This window comes from Microbacterium sp. NPDC089696, from assembly GCF_044749125.1.
In the GTDB taxonomy this organism is placed as follows: Bacteria; Actinomycetota; Actinomycetes; order Actinomycetales; family Microbacteriaceae; genus Microbacterium.
Window position 1 is genome coordinate 1,427,708 of record NZ_JBIVHF010000001.1, and the last position, 21,319, is coordinate 1,449,026.

The 21,319-nt window shown below is 71.8% G+C and carries 13 protein-coding genes; 10 read left to right on the plus strand and 3 right to left on the minus strand.

Annotation, left to right across the window (positions count from 1 at the left end; genetic code table 11):
• The first annotated feature begins 127 nt into the window (after window positions 1-127).
• Both ACIPY8_RS07040 and ACIPY8_RS07045 read left to right on the plus strand, forming a co-directional pair.
• Complete coding sequence (locus ACIPY8_RS07040; protein WP_400816440.1) at window positions 128-3,358, plus strand: UvrD-helicase domain-containing protein; 3,231 nt, start codon at window positions 128-130, stop codon at window positions 3,356-3,358.
• On the plus strand, window positions 3,355-6,813 hold the full coding sequence (locus ACIPY8_RS07045; protein ID WP_400816442.1) for a UvrD-helicase domain-containing protein: 3,459 nt from the start codon (window positions 3,355-3,357) through the stop codon (window positions 6,811-6,813). Before ACIPY8_RS07040 ends, ACIPY8_RS07045 begins: the two co-directional genes overlap by 4 nt.
• On the opposite strand, the gene ACIPY8_RS07050 is transcribed toward ACIPY8_RS07045, so the two are convergent.
• Window positions 6,759-8,117: a hypothetical protein gene (locus ACIPY8_RS07050; protein ID WP_400816444.1), complete on the minus strand. Its 1,359-nt coding sequence runs from the start codon at window positions 8,115-8,117 to the stop codon at window positions 6,759-6,761. The two genes, ACIPY8_RS07045 and ACIPY8_RS07050, sit on opposite strands and share 55 nt — an antisense overlap.
• Before the next feature lie 63 nt (window positions 8,118-8,180).
• Here ACIPY8_RS07050 and nudC point away from each other — a divergent pair, with 63 nt between their 5' ends.
• Both nudC and ACIPY8_RS07060 read left to right on the plus strand, forming a co-directional pair.
• Window positions 8,181-9,077: an NAD(+) diphosphatase gene (gene nudC / locus ACIPY8_RS07055; RefSeq protein WP_400816446.1), complete on the plus strand. Its 897-nt coding sequence runs from the start codon at window positions 8,181-8,183 to the stop codon at window positions 9,075-9,077.
• Window positions 9,074-10,795 (plus strand): ATP-dependent helicase, encoded by a 1,722-nt coding sequence (locus ACIPY8_RS07060; protein ID WP_400816447.1) that lies wholly within the window; start codon window positions 9,074-9,076, stop codon window positions 10,793-10,795. Before nudC ends, ACIPY8_RS07060 begins: the two co-directional genes overlap by 4 nt.
• 811 nt (window positions 10,796-11,606) lie before the next feature.
• On the opposite strand, the gene ACIPY8_RS07065 is transcribed toward ACIPY8_RS07060, so the two are convergent.
• The gene (locus ACIPY8_RS07065) at window positions 11,607-13,016 is read right to left on the minus strand and encodes a zinc-dependent metalloprotease (protein ID WP_400816449.1); all 1,410 of its coding nucleotides are present in this window, start codon (window positions 13,014-13,016) and stop codon (window positions 11,607-11,609) included.
• Between the two features lie 117 nt (window positions 13,017-13,133).
• Between ACIPY8_RS07065 and ACIPY8_RS07070 the strand changes: the two genes are divergently transcribed.
• From ACIPY8_RS07070 to ACIPY8_RS07095, 6 genes are all read left to right on the plus strand, one after another.
• Complete coding sequence (locus ACIPY8_RS07070) at window positions 13,134-14,228, plus strand: PDZ domain-containing protein (protein ID WP_400816451.1); 1,095 nt, start codon at window positions 13,134-13,136, stop codon at window positions 14,226-14,228.
• Between the two features lie 80 nt (window positions 14,229-14,308).
• Window positions 14,309-17,200 carry a UPF0182 family protein gene (locus tag ACIPY8_RS07075; RefSeq protein ID WP_400816453.1) on the plus strand — a complete coding sequence of 964 codons (2,892 nt, stop codon included), beginning with the start codon at window positions 14,309-14,311 and terminating at the stop codon, window positions 17,198-17,200.
• Between the two features lie 100 nt (window positions 17,201-17,300).
• Window positions 17,301-17,906 carry a hypothetical protein gene (locus ACIPY8_RS07080; protein ID WP_400816454.1) on the plus strand — a complete coding sequence of 202 codons (606 nt, stop codon included), beginning with the start codon at window positions 17,301-17,303 and terminating at the stop codon, window positions 17,904-17,906.
• Window positions 17,907-18,020: 114 nt separating this feature from the next.
• The gene (locus ACIPY8_RS07085) at window positions 18,021-18,635 is read left to right on the plus strand and encodes a copper resistance protein CopC (protein WP_400816455.1); all 615 of its coding nucleotides are present in this window, start codon (window positions 18,021-18,023) and stop codon (window positions 18,633-18,635) included.
• 11 nt (window positions 18,636-18,646) lie between these two features.
• Window positions 18,647-19,201: a copper chaperone PCu(A)C gene (locus ACIPY8_RS07090; protein ID WP_400816457.1), complete on the plus strand. Its 555-nt coding sequence runs from the start codon at window positions 18,647-18,649 to the stop codon at window positions 19,199-19,201.
• On the plus strand, window positions 19,201-20,424 hold the full coding sequence (locus tag ACIPY8_RS07095; protein ID WP_400816459.1) for a Dyp-type peroxidase: 1,224 nt from the start codon (window positions 19,201-19,203) through the stop codon (window positions 20,422-20,424). Before ACIPY8_RS07090 ends, ACIPY8_RS07095 begins: the two co-directional genes overlap by 1 nt.
• A gap of 54 nt (window positions 20,425-20,478) precedes the next feature.
• Here the strand turns inward: ACIPY8_RS07095 and ACIPY8_RS07100 are convergent, their stop codons facing one another.
• Window positions 20,479-21,276, minus strand: a complete 798-nt coding sequence (locus ACIPY8_RS07100) for a CPBP family intramembrane glutamic endopeptidase (protein WP_400816461.1) — start codon at window positions 21,274-21,276, stop codon at window positions 20,479-20,481.
• Between the last annotated feature and the right edge of the window lie 43 nt (window positions 21,277-21,319).

Here is a 21,319-nt window from a genome sequence, read left to right on the forward strand (position 1 = left end):
GTGCGCCCAACTCTACCCCGGGGTGACGGGGCCGGATCGGCGTCGGGGCGTGGTTTCGCCCTGAGCGCACAGGCGGGCACGCGCGGTCGCGACGACGATGTCCGCGCGCGCCAGTAGCGTGGAGGACATGACCCAGGACGCCGCGCAGAACGCCGTGATCGGCGCCGCGGCGACGGCATCCGGCATCATCGTCGGCGCGCCCGGCACCGGGAAGACGCACACGCTCATCGAACGCGTCGTGCGGCTGCTCGAGGTCGACGGGCTCGCTCCGGAGCAGGTCCTGGTCCTGACGCCGAGCAGACAGGCTGCCACCGCGCTGCGCGACCGTGTCGGGGTCCGGATCGGACAGGCGACACCCGGTCCACTTGCCCGCTCCCTCGGCTCGTTCGCGTTCCAGATCGTGCGCGGGGCCATGGTGCGCGCTGGCGCCGAACCTCCGGCGCTGCTCACCGGCGCGGATCAGGACCGCCTGATCGCCGATCTGCTCGCCGGCGACGCCGAGGACGCGGCGATCACCTGGCCCGAGGCGCTGAGCCCCACCGTGCGCGGGTCCACGGGGTTCCGCTCCGAACTGCGCGCGTTCCTGGCGGAGTGCGTCGAACTGGGTGCGCATCCCGCCGAGCTGCGTGCCGAGGGCGACCCGGCGTGGACGGCCGTCGCCGACTTCCTGGTCGAGTACCGCGCCGTGCTCGACAGCGCCCGCGCAGCGCATCGTGACGCGGCGGACCTGCTCGCCGAGGCGGCGGCGATCCTGCGCACGGCCGACGCTCCGACGCTCGGAGCACTCGCCGCCCTGCGCGTCGTGCTGATCGACGACGCGCAGGAGCTCACCCGGGGCGGCGTGGCCGTCGTGCAGGCGTTGCGCGCACGCGACGTCGCGGTGCTCGCGTTCGGCGACCCCGACATCTCCTCCGGCGCGTTCCGCGGCGCGACGCCCGAGCTCTTCGCACAGCTCGCCGGCGCGCTCGGCGAGGTGCATGTGCTCGACGCCCCGCATCGGCAGGTCGCCGACCTCACGACCCTCACCCGCACGGTCACGCAGGCGATCGGCGCGGCCGGTCGCGTGGATCACCGCCGCGCACCCCAGGCCCTCCCGTCCGACGACGGCCGGGAGCCGTCCGTCCGCACCTTCCTCGCGCCGTCCCCGCACGAGGAGCTCGACCGCATCGCGGGCGTCATGCGCGAGTGGCATCTGTCCGAGGACGTGCCGTGGGACCGGATGGCGGTCATCGCGCACGACACGCGCCAGGTCGCCCAGCTCGAGACCGAGCTCGCCGCGCGCGAGATCCCGACCAGGGCCGCCGGGATCCAGCGTCCGCTCGGCAGCGAATCGGTGGTGCGCGACATCGTCGACGTCGTGAGACTCGCGCTGATGCCGCCCGAGGAACGCACGCCGCACGACTGGGAGGAGGCGCTTCGCACGCCCTTCGGCGGGATGGATGCGATCGGCCTGCGACGTCTGCGGGCACGGCTGCGGCACATCGAGCTCGATCTCGGCGGATCGACCCCCGCCCGTGAGCTCCTGCGGCAGGCGCTCACGTCTCCCGATCACTTCACGCTGATCGACGCGCACGAGGCCCGCATCGCGGCGCGTTTCGCGCAGACGGTGGCCGAGGTGTCCGCCGCGGCGGCCGCGGGCGAGACCATCCACGACCTCCTCTGGCGCGTCTGGGATCAGGCGCGCGCCGTCGACGGACGACGTCTGCACGTCGCCTGGCGCGAGTCCTCGCTGCAGGCCGGCGGAGCGGAGACGGCGCGTGCGCTCGACGCCCTCGTCTCGCTGTTCGGCGCGGCCAAGAGGTTCGTCGAGCGGACGCCGAACGAGAAGCCCGAGGCGTTCGTGCGCGACGTCCTCGACAGCGAGGTGCCCGAGGACTCGCTCTCGAGCCCCGAGCGGCCGGGGCGCGTGACTCTGCTCACCCCGGCGACCGCGCTCGGCACCGAGTTCGACGCGGTCGTGGTCGCAGGCGTGCAGGACGGCATCTGGCCGAACGTGCGCCTGCGCGGCGGGCTGCTGCAGAGCTGGCGCCTCGCCGACGCCCTGCATGCGGCGCGCACCGGGGTCGCGGAGGAGCCCCCGGGCACACTCGACCGTCGCCGTGCGGCCCTGCACGACGAGCTCCGCCTGTTCGTCCGCGCGATCTCCCGGCCCCGGGCGCGTCTGCTCATCACCGCGGTGGATGACGACGACATGACCCCGAGCCCGTTCTTCGCCTTCCTCCCGACGCCCGAGCCACCCGAACTGCACGCCTCGGCCGAGCATCCGCTCACCCTGCGCGGACTCGTCGCGCGGCACCGGCGTGTGCTCACGACCTCGACCGCGACGGCGGCGAGGGAGCACGCGGCAGGGCAGCTGGCGGTGCTCGCGCGCGAGGGCGTGCCCGGCGCGGATCCCCTCGACTGGTACGGCGTGACGCCGTCGACGACCGGGGCGCCCATGCACGACCTCGCCGTGGAAGCCGCACGGGTCTCTCCCTCGCGCATGGAGTCCTTCGAGGAGTGCGAGCTCAACTGGGCCGTGTCGGCTCTGGGCGGGGATTCGGTGATGCCGCCCTCGGCCGGGATCGGCACGATCGTGCACGAGGCGATGGAGAAGGTCCCCGACGGCGACCTCGATCGGCTTCGCGCCGTCCTGGCAGAGCATTGGCCCGAGCTCGACTTCGAGACGGCGTGGATCGGCCGCAAGGAGCGGAGGCGCGCCGACCTCTACATCGACCGGCTGCACAGCTATCTCGCCGCGGTCTCCGCCGAGGGAGGGCGCGTGCTGGCCGGAGAGGTCGAGTTCCGGTTCGCCGTCGACATCCCCGAGGAGGACGACGCGTCGACGCCCGAGGTGCACGGTGTGTCGGGGGAGGCGGAGCCGCATCCGCACCGGGCGATCGTGCACGGCTTCATCGACCGGGTCGAGGCGTACTCCCCGGGCGGGGGCGAGCATGCCAAGGCCCGTGGTCAGCGGTGGACGCGGATGGCCGCACCTGAGGCCGAGCGTGTGGTCGTGGTCGACCTGAAGACCGGCAAGTACGAGCCCGAGAGCGAGCAGAAGGTCGCGGACCATGCGCAGCTGGCCGCGTACCAGGTGGCCGTGCAGCAGGGGCTCGTCGAGGGCGCCGATCCCGCGGCGCTCGCCGGAGCACGACTCGTGCTCGTCGCCAAGACCCTCGCCGGCAGCGACTTCCGCGTCGCGCATCAGCACACACTGGCAGGGGAGGAGCGCGTCCGGTTCCTCGGACGCATCGCCGATGCCGCACGGGGCATGTCGGCGGCCAGCTTCACGGCCCACGTCGACGCGCACTGCGCGGACACGCAATGGCGCGTGCAGCCCTGCCGCATCCACACCGTCGCGGCGGTGAGCTCATGACCGCCTGGACCGGAGACGGCAACGGGGTGTCGGCGCTCGACGTGGCCGCCGCACTCGGCCTCCCGCCGCCCACCGAGGCGCAGCAGCGCGTGATCGAGGCGCCGCCGCGCCCCGCGCTCGTGGTCGCGGGGGCGGGCAGCGGCAAGACCGAGACGATGTCCGGGCGCGTGGTCTGGCTCGTTGCGAACGGTCATGTGCGCCGCGACGAGATCCTCGGACTCACCTTCACGCGCAAGGCGGCGGGCGAGCTCGCCGAGCGGATCGGCGCGAGACTCGCGCTCATCGACGAGTACGGCCGTCGCGGTCTGCTGCCGCATCTGCCGGAGATCGTCGCATCGGGAGAGCTCGAACGCGTGGCGAAGGCGGTGCCGGGACGTCAGCGCGAGGTCGTGCGCGCGCAGGTGCTCGACGAGATCGCCGAGCGATTCGGCACGGCGCACGGAGGGGCGACGACCCCTGCGGTGGAGGACCTCCTGATCCGGCCGCGGGTGTCGACCTACAACGCCTTCGCCGACGGCATCGTGCGCGAGCACGCGGCGCGCATCGGTCGGGACTCCGACGTCGCGATGCTCAGTCAGGCGGCGTCGTGGATGCTCGCGCGCGACGTCGTGCTGCGCGCGGACCTCCCCGATCTGGAGGAGATCGACCGCGCGCTCAACGGCGTCGTCGACGCCGTGCAGCGTCTCGCGGGCGACTCTCTCGACCACCGTGCCGACCTCGACCGCGCGGATCGGATCGCGCTGCGCCAGGCCGAGGCGTTCGCGCCCTATGCGAGCCATGCCGAGGTCGGCGGGGTGTCCGCCAATCTGCGTGCACTCCCCGCGCTGACGACGCTCGTCCGCGAGTACATCGCCGAGAAGGAGCGTCGGGGCGTCCTCGACTTCGCCGACCAGGTGAGCGGCGCGTACGACATCGTGGAGACCTCGCCCGATGTGCGCGACGAGCTGCGGGAGCAGCATCGCGTCGTGCTCCTCGATGAGTACCAGGACACCTCGGTGATCCAGACGCGCTTCCTCGCGGAGCTGTTCCGCGACTCGGCCGTGATGGCGGTCGGCGACCCGCATCAGTCGATCTACGGGTGGCGGGGCGCCAGCGCCGACAACCTGCACGCCTTCGCCCGCACCTTCGCCGAGCACGAGCCGGTCGAGAGCTTCAGCCTCATGACGAGCTGGCGCAACGACCGTGGCGTGCTCGACATCGCCAACGAGGTGCTGGGGCCGCTGCGTCGCGCCGGACTCGACGTCCCGCCGCTCGAGTCCCGTCCGGGAGCGGGCGAGGGCGCGGTCGAGATCCGCTTCCCGCTCACCGTCGACGACGAGGCGCGCGAGGTCGCCGACTGGTTCGCGGATCGACGCGCGGCGCATGACGACACGGCGAAGCCGCATACGGGGGCGATCCTGTTCCGCTCCAAGCGGCACATGCAGACGTTCGCCGCCGCACTGGCCGCTCGGGGCATCCCGCACCGGATCCTCGGCCTGGGCGGACTGCTCTCCACGCCCGAGGTCGTCGACGTCGTGTCGACGCTGCGCGTGCTGCACGACCCCACCGCGGGTTCCGCGCTGATCCGTCTCCTGGTGGGCCCGCGCTTCGCGGTGGGAGTGGCCGACATGGCGGCGTTGCAGGGGCTCGCCGCCGAGCTCTCCCGACGCGACAGCGGGCTGCTGCCCCTCGACGAGGAGCTGCGTCAGCGGATCAGGGCCTCGCGCGGCGCCGACGAGGCGCTGTCGATCGTCGATGCCGTGGATGTGGTGCGAGGGCTGAGCGACGACTACCGCCTCCTGGCGGAGATCACCCCGGAGGGGCGCGCGCGGATCCGTTCGGCGGGCGAGATGCTGGAGCGACTCCGGCGCTCGTCGTCGCTGCCGCTGCCGGACCTGCTCCGGATGATCGAGCTGGAGCTGCGCCTCGACATCGAGCTCGCGACCAACGAGACGCGAGGGCCGGCGCGCGTCGCGGCCACGCAGCTGCGCGCGTTCACCGACGAGGTCCGCGCGTTCCTCGCCGCCGACGAGCGCGGCACGATCTCCAGCCTGCTGGCCTGGCTCGACAAGGCGGAGAGCACCGACGAGCTCATGCCCCGACCGGAGCCGCCGGAGCCGGGCGTGGTCCAGCTCCTCACGATCCACGGATCCAAGGGACTGGAATGGGACGCCGTCGCCGTGGTGCGGATGGTCGAGGGGGAGCTCCCGTCGCGGCCGACCGACACCGCCGGATGGTTCGGCTTCGGCGTGCTGCCGTTCGCCCTGCGCGGGGACAGCGCTGCGCTGCCGACGTTCACCTGGATCCCGCCGACCGACGAGGAACCCGACCCCGCGAAGCGGCTGAAGGCCGGGGTCGCGTCGCTCACGAGCCGGAGCAGGACCGCTCCGGGCGCGCTCACCGTCTTCAAAGACGCCTATCGCGAGTACCAGCAGGAGGAGGAACGGCGTCTGGCGTACGTCGCGGTGACGCGCGCACGCACGGATCTGCTCCTGACGGGTGCGCACTGGGCCGGACAGAAGCAGCCGAAGGCGCCGAGCCCGTACCTCCTCGAAGCGATCGAGGCGAGCGGTGCGCGGCCGATCGCCGAGGTGGACCCCGAGGACAACCCCTACGACGGACCAGGCACGACACTCACCTGGCCGATCGATCCGCTGGGAGCTCGACGCCCGGTCGTCGAGGCCGCGGCGGGCGCGGTGCGGGATGCCGGAGCGGACTCCCAGGAGCCGACACCGGAGCTGACGCGGCTGCTGGACGAACGCGCGGCGCGGCTCCGCGGGACGGATGCTCCGCCGCCCACGCGCGTGCCCGCCTCGCGGTTCAAGGACTACGTCACGGACTTCGGCGAGGCCCTGTCGTCGATCGTCCGCCCCATGCCGGAGCGTCCGTACCGGCAGACCCGGCTCGGCACCCTCTTCCATGCCTGGGTCGAACGCCGCAGCGAACTCGTGGGGGTGGGGCAGCGAGTCGACGAGGCGCTGTGGGAGCTCGACGACGAGGACATCGTCCCGTCCTCGGACGACGCGACCGCGGAGGTGTCACCGGCCGACGCCGCCGACCTCGCGGTCCTCCAGGGCGTGTTCGAGCGGAGTGAGTGGGGTGGACGCCGCCCGATCGCGGTCGAGATCGAGATCGACTTCGTGCTCGGCGGTGGCCTCGACGGCGTGGACCCCGGGGAGCGGCACATCGTGATCTGCAAGCTCGATGCGGTGTACCGGCGTGAGGATCGGGGCGGGCGCATCGAGATCGTCGACTGGAAGACGGGTCGGGCGCCGCGCACGGCGAAGGACCGGGACCAGCGCATGCTGCAGCTCGCGCTGTACCGGCTCGCCTACCATCGGCGGTTCGGCGTGCCGCTGGAGGACATCGACGTCGCGCTCTACTACGTGGCCGACGACCTGGTGATCCGCGGCGACCGCGTCTACTCGGAGTCCGAGCTCCTCCAGCGCTGGAGCGCGGCGCGCGCAGCACGTTGAGCCTCGTCCTCGGGGGAGTGCGTGTCGTCGTCCTCGGCGTCGTGACCGGCGGCGTCGCGATCCGCCGACGGTCGACGCGCGTCGGCGAGCCCTGCCCGTACTCCCGAGAGGTCCTCGGTCTGCAGGGCGCCGGCCTCGATGCGATGCGCGGCCTCGTTCGCGGCGTCGGTGAGATCGTGCGTGCCGTCGTCGTCCGTCGCGGCTCCGGTCGGGTTCGCGTCGGCCGGGCGGTCCTCCGACTCGTCCTGCCACAGCTCGTTCGGGTTGTAGGCGTCGGTCTGCATCGACGTGTCGACTCCGGGCGTCGCGGATTCGGGAACGCGGTCGAGCGCGTCCAGGGCGGAGTCCACGCCCTCGCCGCGAGACCCGATCACCGTGAGATCGTCGGCGTGCAGCCCGTCGGCCAGGGCCTCCAGCAGTGCGGCCGCGTCGTCGACGATGTCGGGGCGGCGCAGCGAGTCGCCGTGCACGAGCCAGCGGGCGAACTCGAGCTCGGCCAGCAGCCGGGCTCGAACCTCCAGCGCCGGGTCGGGGACGCGGTCGACCGTGCGCGCGTACGAGGCGTGGACGTCGTCGGCGGCGTCCGGGGCGGCCGAGAGCCAGGACAGGTCGAGCGCGGGGTCTCCCACCGACAGCGCGTGCCATCCGACGAGGCCGGTCACCTCCGGACCCTTCTCGTCGTCGTCGCGGAACAGGAAGGACGTGGCCTGCAGCCCGCCGAGGACGACCGTGGACTCGAACCGCCACAGGTCGTCGTCGGCGACGGCCTCCCGCCACCGCACGGTGAGTCGAGCGGGTACGCGTCCGGTCGCGGCGGCGGTGTCGACGAGTCGCGCCAGCTCGTCGCGGCTCTCCTGAGCAGAGCGCGTGAGCAGGCCGGCGCCGCGCACGACCGAGGTCGGCAGCGCATGCACAGCGGCGATCGCGGAGCCCATCGACTCGGCCGCGCCGCGCCCGGCGGGCACGAGGGCGGCCTCGATCTGGAAGCCGGGGAGCAGGCCGGTCACGAGGGCGCGGGCGTCGCCGAGGCGCGTCTCGCCGATGTACTCCGGTGCGGCGAAGGGCAGCATGGCCCGAGCGCCCGCGGTGAGCGCGCGGAGCGCGAGGGCCTCGGCGGCCAGTTCCCGCGCGGTCTCGTCGTCGTCGGCGACGCGGATCGCGAGTTCCCTGCCGTCGGCCAGAGAGGCCACAGCGGAGTCGAAGCGACCGTCGCCGTCGGTGGTCAGCGGGCGGGCTCCCGTCACCTCCGCTCCGGGCAGTGCGGCCGTCACCGCCGCGGCTAGAGTGAATGGAGAGCGTCCCATACCCCCAGGGTAGGTGGGCGCGGGGGCGTCCAGCCTCTGCCACGCCCGTGAGAGAGGGAGTCGATGACCACGAGGCATGCGCCTTTCGACCGTGCGGCCGACCTGCGCGCCGAGAGCGGGGTGGTCGACCGTCTGCGGGCGGAGTCCACGACGACGGTGATCGCGGTCCGCGACGGACGCGTGCGCATCGGCGGAGACGACCTCGAGGCTCCGACGCTCCTCCGCGTCTCCGCGGACTCGGTGGGGGAGGCGACCTGGGCTCTGCTCGGCCGGGATGCCGCTGGCGCCGCCGTGCTGCTCGCATCACTCCCTCCCGAGGCGGACACGGTCGACACCGCACCCGACGAGACCTGGCTGGGACTCCGCGATCTCGGCGGTCGTCTCGGCGAGGTCGACGCGGAGATCCTCGTCGAGGCGCTGGCTCTGGGCGGCTGGCTCCGCGACGCGCCGTTCTGTCCGACGTGCGGCGGAGGCACCGAGCTGCGGCAGGCAGGCTGGTCGCGGCGATGCCTGATCTGCGGCCGCGAGCACTTCCCGCGCACCGACCCGGCCGTGATCGTGGCCGTCGAGAGCGCCGACGGAGAGCGGCTGCTGCTCGGCGCGAACGCCAACTGGGGCGGCAGGATGTACTCGTGCTTCGCCGGTTTCACGGAGGCGGGGGAGTCTCTCGAGACGACCGTCCATCGCGAGCTGGCCGAGGAGTCGGGTGTGCGCCTCGCATCGCTGCGCTACGTCTCGTCGCAGCCCTGGCCCTTCCCGCGTTCGCTCATGCTGGGCTTCCGCGCCGTCGCTCTGGACGAGGACGACGTGCGCCCGGACGGCGAAGAGATCGTCGACGTGCGGTGGTTCACCCGCGCGGAGATCGGAACCGCGCTCGCAGGCGACGGCCCCGTCGGGCTCCCCGGCGCGGCGTCGATCGCCCGCGCTCTGATCGTCTCCTGGTTCGAGGACGGCGCGTGAGCGCACTCGACGCGCTCGACGAACGGCAGCGGGAGGCGGCATCCGTGCTGCGCGGGCCCGTCGCGGTGCTCGCGGGAGCCGGTACCGGCAAGACCAGGGTCATCACGCACCGCATCGCCCACGGCGTGGACACCGGCGCCTACAGTCCGTCTCGGGTCATGGCGGTGACGTTCACCGCGAAGGCCGCTGGTGAGTTGCGCGGCCGGCTCCGCGCGCTCGGCGTCGAGGGCGTCGCCGCCCGCACCTTCCACGCCGCGGCGCTCGCCCAGCTCAACTTCTTCTGGCCGACTCTGGCGGGGTCTCCCGCGCCGTCGATCATCGACAACAAGGTGCGGATGCTCGGACAGGCGGCCGATGCCATGCGGCTGCGCCCGAGCACGGCGACCCTGCGGGACATCGCCTCGGAGATCGAGTGGCGCAAGGTCTCGATGCTGTCCGTCGAGCAGCACGCGTCGCTCGGCCGTGCCGTGAGCGGGGTGGACGCGACACAGCTCGCGGAGCTGCAGCAGCGGTACGAGGCGCTCAAGGACGAACGGCACCAGCTCGACTTCGAGGACGTGCTGCTCGCGTGCGCCGGGATGCTGGAAGCCGAGCCCCGGGTCGCGGCGTCGGTGCACGAGCAGTACCGTCACTTCACGGTCGACGAGTTCCAGGACGTCTCCCCGCTGCAGAACCGCCTGCTCGAGCTGTGGCTCGGCGACCGGCGCGACATCTGCGTGGTCGGCGACGCGAGCCAGACGATCTACTCGTTCGCCGGTGCGGAGCAGCGCTTCCTCCTGGAGTTCGAACGACGGCACCCCGACGCCACGATCGTGCGCCTGGAGACGAACTACCGCTCGCAGGCGCCGATCCTCTCGGCTGCGAACGCGCTGATGCACGGCAGGCCCGGTGCTCTCGAGCTCGTTCCGGCACGGGAGACGTTCTCCGCCGACACTCCCACGGTCACGGCGTACGACAGCGAGCGCGAGGAGGCCGAGGGGATCGCCGCCGCCGTCGCGGCCGCCATCGAGTCCGGCGCCTCACCCGCGGACGTCGCGGTGCTCTATCGTGCCCACGCCCAGTCGGCCGTTCTGCAGCAGGCGCTCGCCGCGCAGGGCATCGCGACCTCGGTGCTCGGCGGCACCCGGTTCTTCGCGATGCCGGAGGTGCGTCAGGCCATCCTCGCGCTGCGCGCCGCCGCGGTCGCGCCGACGGAGCACGGCTTCCTCCCCGGCGTGCAGCGCGTGCTGCGCGAGCTCGGCCTCACCGAGGAGCCGCCGGCTGCCGGGGGAGCGCAGCGCGACGGCTGGGAGGCGCGTCGGGCGATCCTCCGTCTGGCCGAGGAGGCCGGCCCGGGGGAGACGCTCCGCTCGTTCAGCGATGCGCTCATGGCCCGCGCCAAGGACCAGCACGAGCCGACCATGCGCACCGTCACGCTCTCGACCCTGCACGCCGCGAAGGGTCTCGAGTGGCCGCACGTCCATCTGGCCGGGTGGGCCGAGGGCGCCCTGCCGATCTCCTACGCCACCGGGTTCGAGGCGATCGACGAGGAACGGCGACTCGCCTACGTCGGCGTCACGCGAGCCGCGCGTACCCTGTCGCTGTCCTGGTCGCGGTCGGCCGGACGCGGGGAGCGGGCTCCATCGCGGTTCCTCGCGGAGATCGGGACCACGGCGCGCGGCACCGGCATCCTGCGTGAAACGGCACCGGGTGCCGGACGCGGCGCCCGTCGCGGCTGATCACGATGACCGTGCCGCCAGCGGGATCCTCGGCGAGCAGTTGAGCCACGACGGTCGCGGCATCCGCGATGCGTGCAGCGCTGACCGGTCCGGAGGCGCGTCCGATCAGCTGAGCGTGCATGCGCGGCCACGCCGGATCGTCGTCCGTGGCCGCGGCGTCGCGGCAGGCCAGGCAGGGAGATTCCCCGGGCACGACCAGAGGACCGATCGTGATGCGACCGCGCTCCAGCGACACCGGCAGGTGCGAGGTGTCCTCCCGCAGGTACCGCGCGAACTCGATCGCGGCGGCGGCCCCCTCCACGAGGACCACTCCGATGTCCCCCGGATCCGTGCGCAGGCCGGGAGCCACGCCCTCGTCCAGCAGGGCGTCGCGGAGCCGCGGCGCGCACCGGCCGTCGTGCACGCCGATGCTCTCGACCCAGGCGGCACGCGGCGACGGAGGATCGTCGAGCAGCAGTGGCTCGAGCCGTGCGAGCAGCGCGCGCGCCTGCGCCCGGGGTGCTCCGGCGGCGTGGGCGATCACATCGAACGACGCACGTCGGAACCCCACGGCCAGGCGTGTGAGCAGCCGCTCCACCCACGGCTCCGTGGCGGGGATCCGCAGGGTCCCCTCGATGCCGATCTGCAGCGTCTCGCCGTCGCGCCACAGCAGCGGAACGGACGGATCGAGGCGGGTGAGGATCTTGGGCGTGAGCGGCGGCATCCCTCGATTGTGCGGAGACCGCGCGCGCCGCGGGGCCGTGAACCCCGGATCCGTGGACAACTGCCGGGAGGTCGACCCCTGGGGAGGGCGGACTGCGCGGCGTCGCGCTTACACCGGGCGGTCGCCCTCGGGAGCCTCGTCCTCGTCGTCCGATCCGTCCCGGGCATCCGGCGATCCGTCGCCGCCACCCGAGAAGTCGTCCCCGTCGAGCAGACGCGCCAGCGCCTCGTCGAACTCGTCCGTCACGGGCTGCTCGCCACGGGCCGCGGCCTGCAGACGGGCGACCAGCGCGGTCGGGTCGTCGATGTCCTCGGAGGTCGGCATGAGGTCGGGGTAGTCCCACAGCGCATCGCGGCCGGACGCGCCGACCGCGTCGGTCACGGCCTGCCACATGGCCGAGGCCTCGCGCAGGCGGCGCGGCCGCAGCTTGAGGCCGACGAGCGCGCCCAGCGCGTCCTCCGCCGGACCGCCGACGGCGCGGCGGCGGCGCGCGGCCTCCGCGATCCGCGCCCCGTCGGGCAGGCGTGCGGTCGCCTGAGCCGTGACGACGTCGACCCAACCGTCGATCGTCGCGACGAGGTTCTCGAGTCGGGCCAGCGCTTCGCGCTGGGTCTCGCTCTGCGTCGGCAGGAGCGCTCCGCCCTCGATCGCGGCACGCAGCTCCTCGGGGTTCGAGGGATCGAGGCGGCTCGCGACGTCCTCCAAGGCGTCGACGTCGACCGTGACCCCGCGCGCGAAGTCGGTGATCTGCGCCATGACGTGCAGATGCAGCCACTTCGCGTGCCGATACAGGCGCGCGTAGGCGAGCTCCCGCGTCGAGAGGTACAGGGCGATCTGGTCCTCGGGGATCTCCAGGCCGTCGCCGAATGCGGCGAGGTTCTGCGGGATCACCGCCGCGGTGCCGGCGGGGAGCACGGGGATGCCGACGTCACCGCCCGAGACCACCTCGAGCGAGAGGTTGCCGAGCACCTGCCCGAACTGCGCCGCGAAGACCGAGCCGCCGAGGCCGCGCATGAGCTTGCCCGCACCCTGCACGATGCCCCGCATGTCCTCCGGCACCTGGGTGTCGAGAGCGCTCGTGAGAGCGTCGGCGATGCTGGTCGACACGGGGCCGGCGATCTCCTTCCACACCGGGAGCGTCGCCTCGACCCACTCGCCGCGGGTCATGGCCCTCGGCGCCTCCGCGAGCTCGGAGATCGTGGTCGCCTCGCCCAGCCAGAGGTCGGCGAGCGCGAACGAGTCCGCGAGAGAGGTTCGGGATCCCTCGGAGATGCCCAGACCGTCGCGGTTCGCGATGTGCAGGGCCTGGCGGAGCGCGTTCTCCCATGCGTCGCCGCCGAACGCGCCCTGCAGCTGCGACATGATCGTCTGCATCATGGCCGGATCGAGCTGGAGGCCGTCCATCCCGGCGAAGGCGTTCCGCAGCGCCTCGGGGTCGATATCACCGGCGCCCTGGCCGGCCATCATTCGTCGGAGGAACTCCTCGAAGTCCTCGGGGGTCGGGTCGTTGTCTGCCATCGCGATCGCCTCTCAGCACGTCTGAAGCCGTGGCATCTACGCTAGTCACAGGAACGGCCGCGAGTCCCCGACGTGGGCACATCTCTGTACGCCGCCCGCGAACGACGGAGGAACCCTGTGGATCGAACCCGGTCTGTGAAGCTCGGACTGGGAGTATGGGCGCTGGTCGTCGCGCTGATCGCGCTCGTGGTGCTCACCTTCCTCCCGACGCCCTATGTGATCCAGCGGCCCGGGCCCGTGTACGACACCCTCGGCTCCGCGGCCGGAGCGGACGGCGAGCAGGTGCCGCTGATCAAGGTGGAGGGCGCGGAGACCTACGACACCGCGGGCACGCTCGACCTCACGACCGTGCAGGTGGTGGGCAACCGCGAGCGCACCCCCAGCTGGTTCGAGCTCGCCCTCGCCTGGGCGGACTCCTCGCGCGCCGTCGTCCCCCTCGATTCGGTCTTCCCCGCCGGACAGACGAGCGAGGAGCGCGACGAGCGCAACGCGACGCTCATGGTCGACTCGCAGCACGAGGCCACGGCCGCCGCCCTCAACGAGCTGGGCTACGACACCGGTGCGCAGGTCGCGGTGGTCGACGTCCTCGAGGACTCCCCGGCGCAGGGCGCGCTCGAGCCCGAGGACGTGATCACCGCCGTCGACGGCACCGCCGTGACCTCGGCCACGCAGCTGCGCGAGGCGATCCAGGACGCCGGGGGAGAAGCCGTCGCGCTCACCGTCCTGCGCGCGGGCGCCGAGACGACCGTCGACGTCACCCCCGAGAAGCACACCGAGGGCGACGTGACGACCTGGCTGATCGGCGTGACGCTCCGCACGGACTACGACTTCGAGATCGACGTGACGCTGCAGCTCGACAACGTCGGAGGACCGAGCGCCGGCATGATGTTCGCCCTCGGGATCATCGACACCCTCACCCCGGGCGAGCTCAACGGCGGTCAGAACGTCGCCGGCACCGGCACGATCGACGCGGAGGGCACGGTGGGGCCGATCGGCGGCATCCGTCAGAAGCTCTACGGAGCCCGCGACGCCGGCGCCGACTACTTCCTCGCGCCGCAGTCCAACTGCGACGAGGTGGTCGGACACATCCCCGACGGGCTGACCGTGCTGAGCACGTCGACGCTCGAGGAGTCGCTCGCCGCGCTCGAGGTCATCGCGGACGACGGCGACGTCTCCGCCCTGCCGACGTGCGAGACCGCCGCCGCGAGGTGAGCGGCGCCTGCGCGGCGTCGTGACCTCCCCGTGACCGGGATGACAGCCGGGGCACAGTGAGGCGTGCCTAGGATGGAGGGGTGACCTCGACTTCTGCACCGAACCCGGCCACTCCTCGAACCTCGCGAAGAATCTTCGGCATCTCGCTGGCGATCATCGCCGCATTGATCGCGGCCTTCTTCGTCTTCGCCTCGCTCTTCACGGAGTTCCTCTGGTTCGACCAGCTGGGCTTCTCGCGCGTGCTCACGACGCAGTGGATCGCGACCGCGATCATGTTCGTCGTCGGGTTCCTGGGCATGGCGGTGCCGCTGTTCGTGGCGATCCAGCTCGCCTACCGACTGCGTCCCGTCTACGTGCGGCTGAGCTCGCAGCTCGACCGCTACCAGGAGGTCATCGAGCCGCTGCGTCGCCTCGCGATGTGGGGCATGCCGATCTTCTTCGGACTGTTCGCCGGGTTCTCGGCCGCGAGCCAGTGGAAGACCGTCTGGATGTGGCTCAACGGCGTAGCGACCGACACGGTCGACCCGCAGTTCGGCATCGACACCGGCTTCTACATGTTCGCGATGCCGTTCTACTCGATCCTCCTCGCCTTCGTGTCGGCGGTGCTCCTGCTCACGCTGATCGTCACGGCTCTCGTGTCGTACCTCTACGGCTCGGTGCGGATCGGCCAGGGCGAGCTGCGCATCTCCAAGCCGGCGCGCATCCAGCTCGCCGTGATCGCCGGCCTCTACCTGCTGGTGCAGGCGGCCAGCCTCTGGCTCGACCGTTACAAGACGCTCGTGTCGCCCGATGACCGCATCGTCGGTCCGGCGTACACCGGCGTGAACGCCACGATCCCCGGTCTCGCGATCCTGGCGATCATCGCCGCGATCGTCGCGATCCTGTTCTTCGTCACCGCGGTCATCGGCCGCTGGCGCTTCCCCCTCGCCGCCACCGCGCTGCTCGTCATCGCCTCGCTCGTGGTCGGTGTCGGGTACCCGTGGGCGGTCACGACCTTCCAGGTGCGCCCGAACCAGAACGCGTACCAGGCGGAGTTCTACCAGAAGAACATCGACGGCACGAAGGAGGCCTACGGGGTCGCCGATCTCGAGACCACGCCGTTCGAGGCCGAGACCGACGCCGAGGCCGGCCAGCTCCGCGCCGACGCCGAGACCACGGCATCCATCCGCATCGTCGACCCGGCTGTCATCAGCCCGACGGTCCGCCAGCTCGAGCAGTACCGCGGCTACTACCAGTTCCAGGAGAACATGGACGTCGACCGCTACGAGATCGACGGTCAGATGCAGGACACCGTGGTGTCGGTGCGCGACCTCGACATGAACGGCGTCGACGTCACCAACTGGAACAACCGCGCCGCGGTGTACACGCACGGCTACGGCCTCGTCGCCGCCGCCGGAAACCAGCGCACGAGCGACGGCGAGCCCGTGTTCCTCGAGCGCGGCATCCCCTCGTCGGGCTTCCTCACCGACCAGGAGAACTTCGAGCCGCGCGTCTACTTCGGCGAGAACTCGCCGGAGTACTCGATCGTCGGCGCACCTTCGGGGAGCGACCCGGTCGAGATCGACTACCCGCGCGGCAAGGACGGCTCGAGCGAGACCAAGACGACGTTCGACGGGAACGGCGGGCCGAAGATCGGCAACACGTTCACGAAGCTGCTCTACGCGCTCAAGTTCCAGTCGGAGCAGATCCTGTTCTCGAACCTCGTGAACTCGGACTCGCAGATCCTGTACGACCGCGATCCCAAGACGCGCGTGCAGAAGGTCGCCCCGTACCTCGAGCTCGACAGCGACCCGTACCCGAGCGTGGTGGACGGCCGGATCGTCTGGATCATCGACGGCTACACCACGAGCTCCTCGTACCCGTACTCGACCAGCGTCAGCCTGTCGGATGCGATCGCGGACTCCAACGTGCCGTCGCCGACGCTGGCGATCGACGAGATCAACTACATCCGCAACTCGGTCAAGGCCACGGTCGACGCCTACGACGGCAGCGTGACGCTGTACGCGTGGGACGACCAGGACCCCGTGCTGCAGACGTGGCAGAAGATCTACCCGTCGACGCTCAAGCCGGTCAGCGAGATGTCCGGGGACCTCATGAGCCACGTGCGGTACCCGACCGACCTGTTCAAGGTCCAGCGCGACATCCTCGGGATCTACCACATCAACACCGCCGGCTCCTTCGCCCAGCAGGACAACCGCTGGCAGACGCCGAATGACCCGCGCAGCGACGCGGTGCTCCAGCCGCCGTACTACCTGACCATGCAGATGCCCGGTCAGGACTCCCCGCGCTTCTCGATGTTCTCGACGTTCATCCCGAGCGCATCGGGCAGCGGCGGCAACCGTGACGTGCTCATGGGGTATCTGGCGGTCGACTCCGACGCCGGCTCGGAAGCGGGCGTCAAGTCGGAGGGCTACGGCCAGCTGCGGATGCTCGAGATCGACACGGACACCACGGTGCCGGGTCCCGGTCAGGTGCAGAACACGTACAACTCCGACACCTCGGTGGTGCCGCAGCTCAACCTGCTCCAGCAGGGCGAGTCGGAGGTGCTCTACGGCAACCTGTTGACCCTCCCCGTCGGTGGCGGTCTGCTCTACGTGCAGCCGGTGTACGTCCAGTCGTCCGAGGGGACGAAGCTCCCGCGTCTGCAGAAGGTGCTCGTCGCGTTCGGCGACAAGGTCGCCTTCGAGGACACCCTGACCGCGGCGCTCGACACGCTGTTCGGCGGCGACTCCGGTGCCACGGGCGGCGACGACCAGGTCGAGCCGACACCCGATCCCGACACGGGCGAGGTGCCGACGGAGCCGACCACCCCGACCGACGCGCAGGCCGAGGCGCTGGCGGCCGCACAGCAGGCGCTGCTCGACCGTGACGCCGCGCTCAAGTCCGGCGACCTCACGAAGTTCGCCGAGGCGGACAAGCGCCTCACGGATGCCGTGAACACGCTGCTCCAGCTCGAGGACTCGGGGGAGTAGCCCCGCACGACCCGGAACGAGAGGGCGTCCCCACGGGGGCGTCCTCTCGTCGTCTGCGCGGCCGACCGAGGCGTCGCGCGTCGCATGGCAGACTGGGAGCGTGACCTCCACCCGGAAGCCTGCCGTCGTCCGCGGCGTCGCTGCTTCCTCGGTGGCGATCTTCGTCGCATTGGCCGGACACGTGTCCGGTGGCGGTGAAATGCCCGGTCCTCTCGGGATCGTCGTGCCCTGGGTGCTCTCGCTCATGGTGTGCGTGTTGCTCGCCGGTCGCCGTCTGTCGATGATCAGGCTCTCGCTCTCGGTCGGACTCAGTCAGCTCCTGTTCCACCTGCTCTTCGTGCTCGGCACGGTCACCCCCTCGGGCGTCGTGACCCCGCATGTGCACGGCGGTCCTCTCGTCCTGCCCTCGGGTACGGGCGTCCCCGAGGCCGTGGTCGCCGACGGCGGCATGTGGATCGGTCACCTGCTCGCCGCTCTCGCGACCGTCGTGGTCCTGCATCGCGGGGAGCGACTGCTCCTGACGCTGCGGGACCTCGCCGCACAGGCGGTCCGCTGGGTGCGTCGCCGCGTCGACGCGGTGCTCGCCCGCCCATCGCTTCCGCGCGCCCGTGTCCTGCGGATCCTGTCCGCACGCGTATCCGCTGCGACGTCGGCGCACCTCGCCTCTCTCCGCGGGCGTGCCCCGCCCCTCTCCTCTGCGATCTGATCCCCTCGCGCCGCCGGCATTCGCCGCGACGGCGCGCTCGCCGCGCGCCCGATGCGCGGAATCCGAACGCAGTCACGACGTCGCGCGTCGACGTCCGACGAGAGGTCTCTTCTCATGTCTCCCTTCCGCAGAGGCGTCGCGGGGGTGATCGTGGCGGCCGCCGCGGTCCTCGCGATCGCAACCCCCGCGTCCGCCCACGACCAGTTGCTCGCCAGCACACCCGGTGACGGCGAGCAGCTGGCCGTCGCTCCGACCAGCGTCTCGATGACGTTCTCGGGTGAGCTCCTGGTGCTCGACGAGTCGGCGGCCGGTGCGGTCGTGCTCGTGGTCGACGAGTCCGGCACCGACTGGACCGACGGCCCCGTCACGGTCTCGGGCAGCACGGTCACCGCCGCGCTGCGACCCGACATGCCCGTCGCGGGCTACCAGGTGCGCTGGCAGGTCGTGTCGGAGGACGGGCATCCGATCTCGGGGGTCATCCCCTTCACGGTCGGGGACGCCGAGCCGCTCGCCCTCGCGGGCGCGCAGCCCTCGGGCGAACGGGAGAGCTCCGACACCGCGGCCTCGGATCAGATCGCCGATGAGACGGACGGGGTCCTCCGGACCCTGATCGTCGCCGGAGGCGGAGCGGCACTCGCCGTCGCCGCCTTCGCCCTCTATCGATTCCTCCGCCGTCCTCGGACGGCTGCCGCCCCGCCGGAATCCGGCGCAGCGGCGGATGATCTGTGAAAGGCATCATCATGAACACCAGCGTCACCCAGAACAGCACCAGCGCCCCCGTCTCGCGCCTCCTCGGGGTCCTCGCCGTCTCCCTCCTGGCCCTCACGGGCTGCGCGGCCCAGGCGGCACCGGCCGAGTCCGAACCCGTCGTCGCCGGCGACGTCGTCACGATCGACGACGCCTGGGTCAAGTCGGCCGAGGAGGGGATGTCGGCGGCGTTCGGCACGCTCTCCAACAGCGGCGACCAGGACGTGACCGTCGTCTCCGTCGACTCGGAGGCGTCGAGCATGCTCGAGCTCCACGAGACCGTCGAGAACGAGGCGGGCGAGATGGTCATGCGCGAGATCGAGGGCGGCTTCGTGATCCCCGCCGGCGGCACGCTCGCGCTCGAGCCCGGTGCGAACCACATCATGCTCATGGATATGGCGGCGCCCCTCCGCGCGGGTGAGGAGACCACGTTCACGCTCACCTTCTCCGACGACTCGACGTACGAGTTCACCGCTCCGGTGAAGGACTACTCGGGGGCGAACGAGAACTACGAGTCGGGCGATGAGCACGAGGGCATGGGTCACTGATGCCCGCGCCCGCTGAGGGCGCCCGCACCCGCCGCAGCGGCCCGAGCCGGCGGCAGTTCCTCCTCGGAGGGGCTGTCGCCGGCGTCGGCGCCGTCGCGGCGGTCGGCGCGGACCTCGTACTGAACCGGCCGCAGGCCGCTCCCGCCGCTGTCGCCCCCATGAACGGAGAAGGCCGAGTGCCGTTCTTCGGCGTGCACCAGGCGGGCGTCGACACCGCCGCGCAGGCGCACGGCGTGTTCGCGGCGCTGGACCTCCATGCCGATGTCGACCGCGAGGCGCTCGCGCGCCTGCTGCGCCTCCTCACGGACGACGCCGCCCGGCTCACACAGGGGCGACCCGCGCTCGCGGACTCCGAGCCGGAGCTGGCGCTGTCTCCCGCGAACCTCACGGTCACGTTCGGGTTCGGTCCGGGGCTCGTGGCACGCGCCGGGGGAGAGAGTCCGGCCTGGCTCGCTCCGCTCCCGGCGTTCCGAGTCGACCGCCTGCGCCCGGAGTTCTCCGACGGGGACCTCCTGCTGCAGATCGCGGGCGATGATCCGCTCACGGTCGCGCACGCGACGCGGATGCTCCTGAAGGACGCCCGGGGCTTCGCGGACCTGCGCTGGACGCAGCAGGGCTTCCGCCGGGCGTACGGCACCGAGCGCCCTGGCACGACCATGCGCAACCTGTTCGGCCAGGTCGACGGGACCACGAACCCCGAACCGGGGACCGCGGACTTCGACGGGGTCGTGTGGGCGCGGGAGGGGTGGCTCGCGGGCGGGACCGGCATCGTCGTGCGGCGCATCCGCATGGACCTCGACAAGTGGGACCGGCTGGACCGCAGCGGACGCGATGCCTCGGTCGGTCGCACGCTCGCGAACGGCGCGCCTCTGACCGGGGTCGACGAGTTCGACGAACCGGACTTCAATGCGACGACGACGATCGGGTTCCCGGTCATCCCCCAGTTCGCGCACATCCGCCGGGCGCGGGGTGACGGGTCGGAGCGCATCTTCCGACGCGCCTACAACTACGACGAACGTCCGCTCGGGGCCGAGGTGTCGGAGTCGGGACTGATCTTCGTGTCGTTCCAGGCCGACATCGAGCGGCAGTTCACCCCCATGCAGCGACGACTCGACGAGCTCGACCTGCTGAACGAGTGGACCGTGCCGATCGGCTCGGCGGTGTTCGCGATCCCGCCCGGCTGTCGTGAGGGAGGGTTCATCGGCGAGACCCTGCTGAGGTGATCCGCGAGGTGCCATCGGCTCGTCCGGTGGCACCCGTGTCTCGCGGTCTCGTCGTCAGGCCCCTCTTCTCACGCGGCGGGCGCGGAGATCCTCCCGAACCACGCTGAACACGACGGCGACGGCCAGGACGGTCATCGCGACCTGGGTGGAGGCGGTGAGCGGACTGACGCTGCCGTCGTCGCCGGGTGCGGCGAGCCACCGTGCGTAGTCCGACAGCCCGTGCAGGACGATCGGGACCCACAGTGTGCCCGCGACGCGCAGGGCTGCGTAGAACAGCACGCCGTCCATGGCGGTGACGGCCACCTGGAAGCCGATCGTCGCGAGCGGGACACCGGCGAGCAGGCTGCCGACCGAGTGCGCCACGCCGAACGCGAGCGCCGTGACGAGCAGGGTGGCCGTCTCGCCGTGCCGGGCGCGGACGGATTCGAGCAGGATGCCGCGGAAGTAGAGCTCCTCGCCGAGTCCCACGGCGAGGTAGACGATCGCTCCGACGGCCACGTACGCCAGGGTGAGGCGGGACCAGTCGGCGCCGATCATCAGCGCGAGCGGCTGGAGGGCGATCACGACCGGGACGAGCCACCACCACAGGCGTCGCGGCATCGAACGTCCGACCGGCGGGTCGGACCACACGTCCGTCCACCATCCCGCCCGACGAACGAACACGAGCCCGAGGACGATCGCGACCGGCAGTGGAAGAAGGTGCGTGAGCGCGAGCTCGGCGACGGGGTCCGCGCCTGCGGCGCCGAGCGCGTCGATGAGCGCGCCTCCTCCGGCGGCGAAGGCGACGTAGATCGCCACCGCGACGAGACCGACCCGGAGGCGTCGCGGAACACGGTCGTCGGGGTTCACCATGAGGCGATCATTCCATTCCTGAGCGTTCGTGCGGCTCCCTGTC

Excerpts from the sequence above, each read along its gene's own strand:
- ACIPY8_RS07040 (WP_400816440.1), top strand. The coding sequence starts at position 128 with ATGACCCAGGACGCCGCGCAGAACGCCGTGATCGGCGCCGCGGCGACG.
- ACIPY8_RS07045 (WP_400816442.1), top strand. The coding sequence starts at position 3,355 with ATGACCGCCTGGACCGGAGACGGCAACGGGGTGTCGGCGCTCGACGTG.
- ACIPY8_RS07050 (WP_400816444.1), bottom strand. The coding sequence starts at position 8,117 with ATGGGACGCTCTCCATTCACTCTAGCCGCGGCGGTGACGGCCGCACTG.
- nudC (WP_400816446.1), top strand. The coding sequence starts at position 8,181 with ATGACCACGAGGCATGCGCCTTTCGACCGTGCGGCCGACCTGCGCGCC.
- ACIPY8_RS07065 (WP_400816449.1), bottom strand. The coding sequence starts at position 13,016 with ATGGCAGACAACGACCCGACCCCCGAGGACTTCGAGGAGTTCCTCCGA.
- ACIPY8_RS07085 (WP_400816455.1), top strand. The coding sequence starts at position 18,021 with ATGTCTCCCTTCCGCAGAGGCGTCGCGGGGGTGATCGTGGCGGCCGCC.
- ACIPY8_RS07090 (WP_400816457.1), top strand. The coding sequence starts at position 18,647 with ATGAACACCAGCGTCACCCAGAACAGCACCAGCGCCCCCGTCTCGCGC.
- ACIPY8_RS07095 (WP_400816459.1), top strand. The coding sequence starts at position 19,201 with ATGCCCGCGCCCGCTGAGGGCGCCCGCACCCGCCGCAGCGGCCCGAGC.
- ACIPY8_RS07100 (WP_400816461.1), bottom strand. The coding sequence starts at position 21,276 with ATGGTGAACCCCGACGACCGTGTTCCGCGACGCCTCCGGGTCGGTCTC.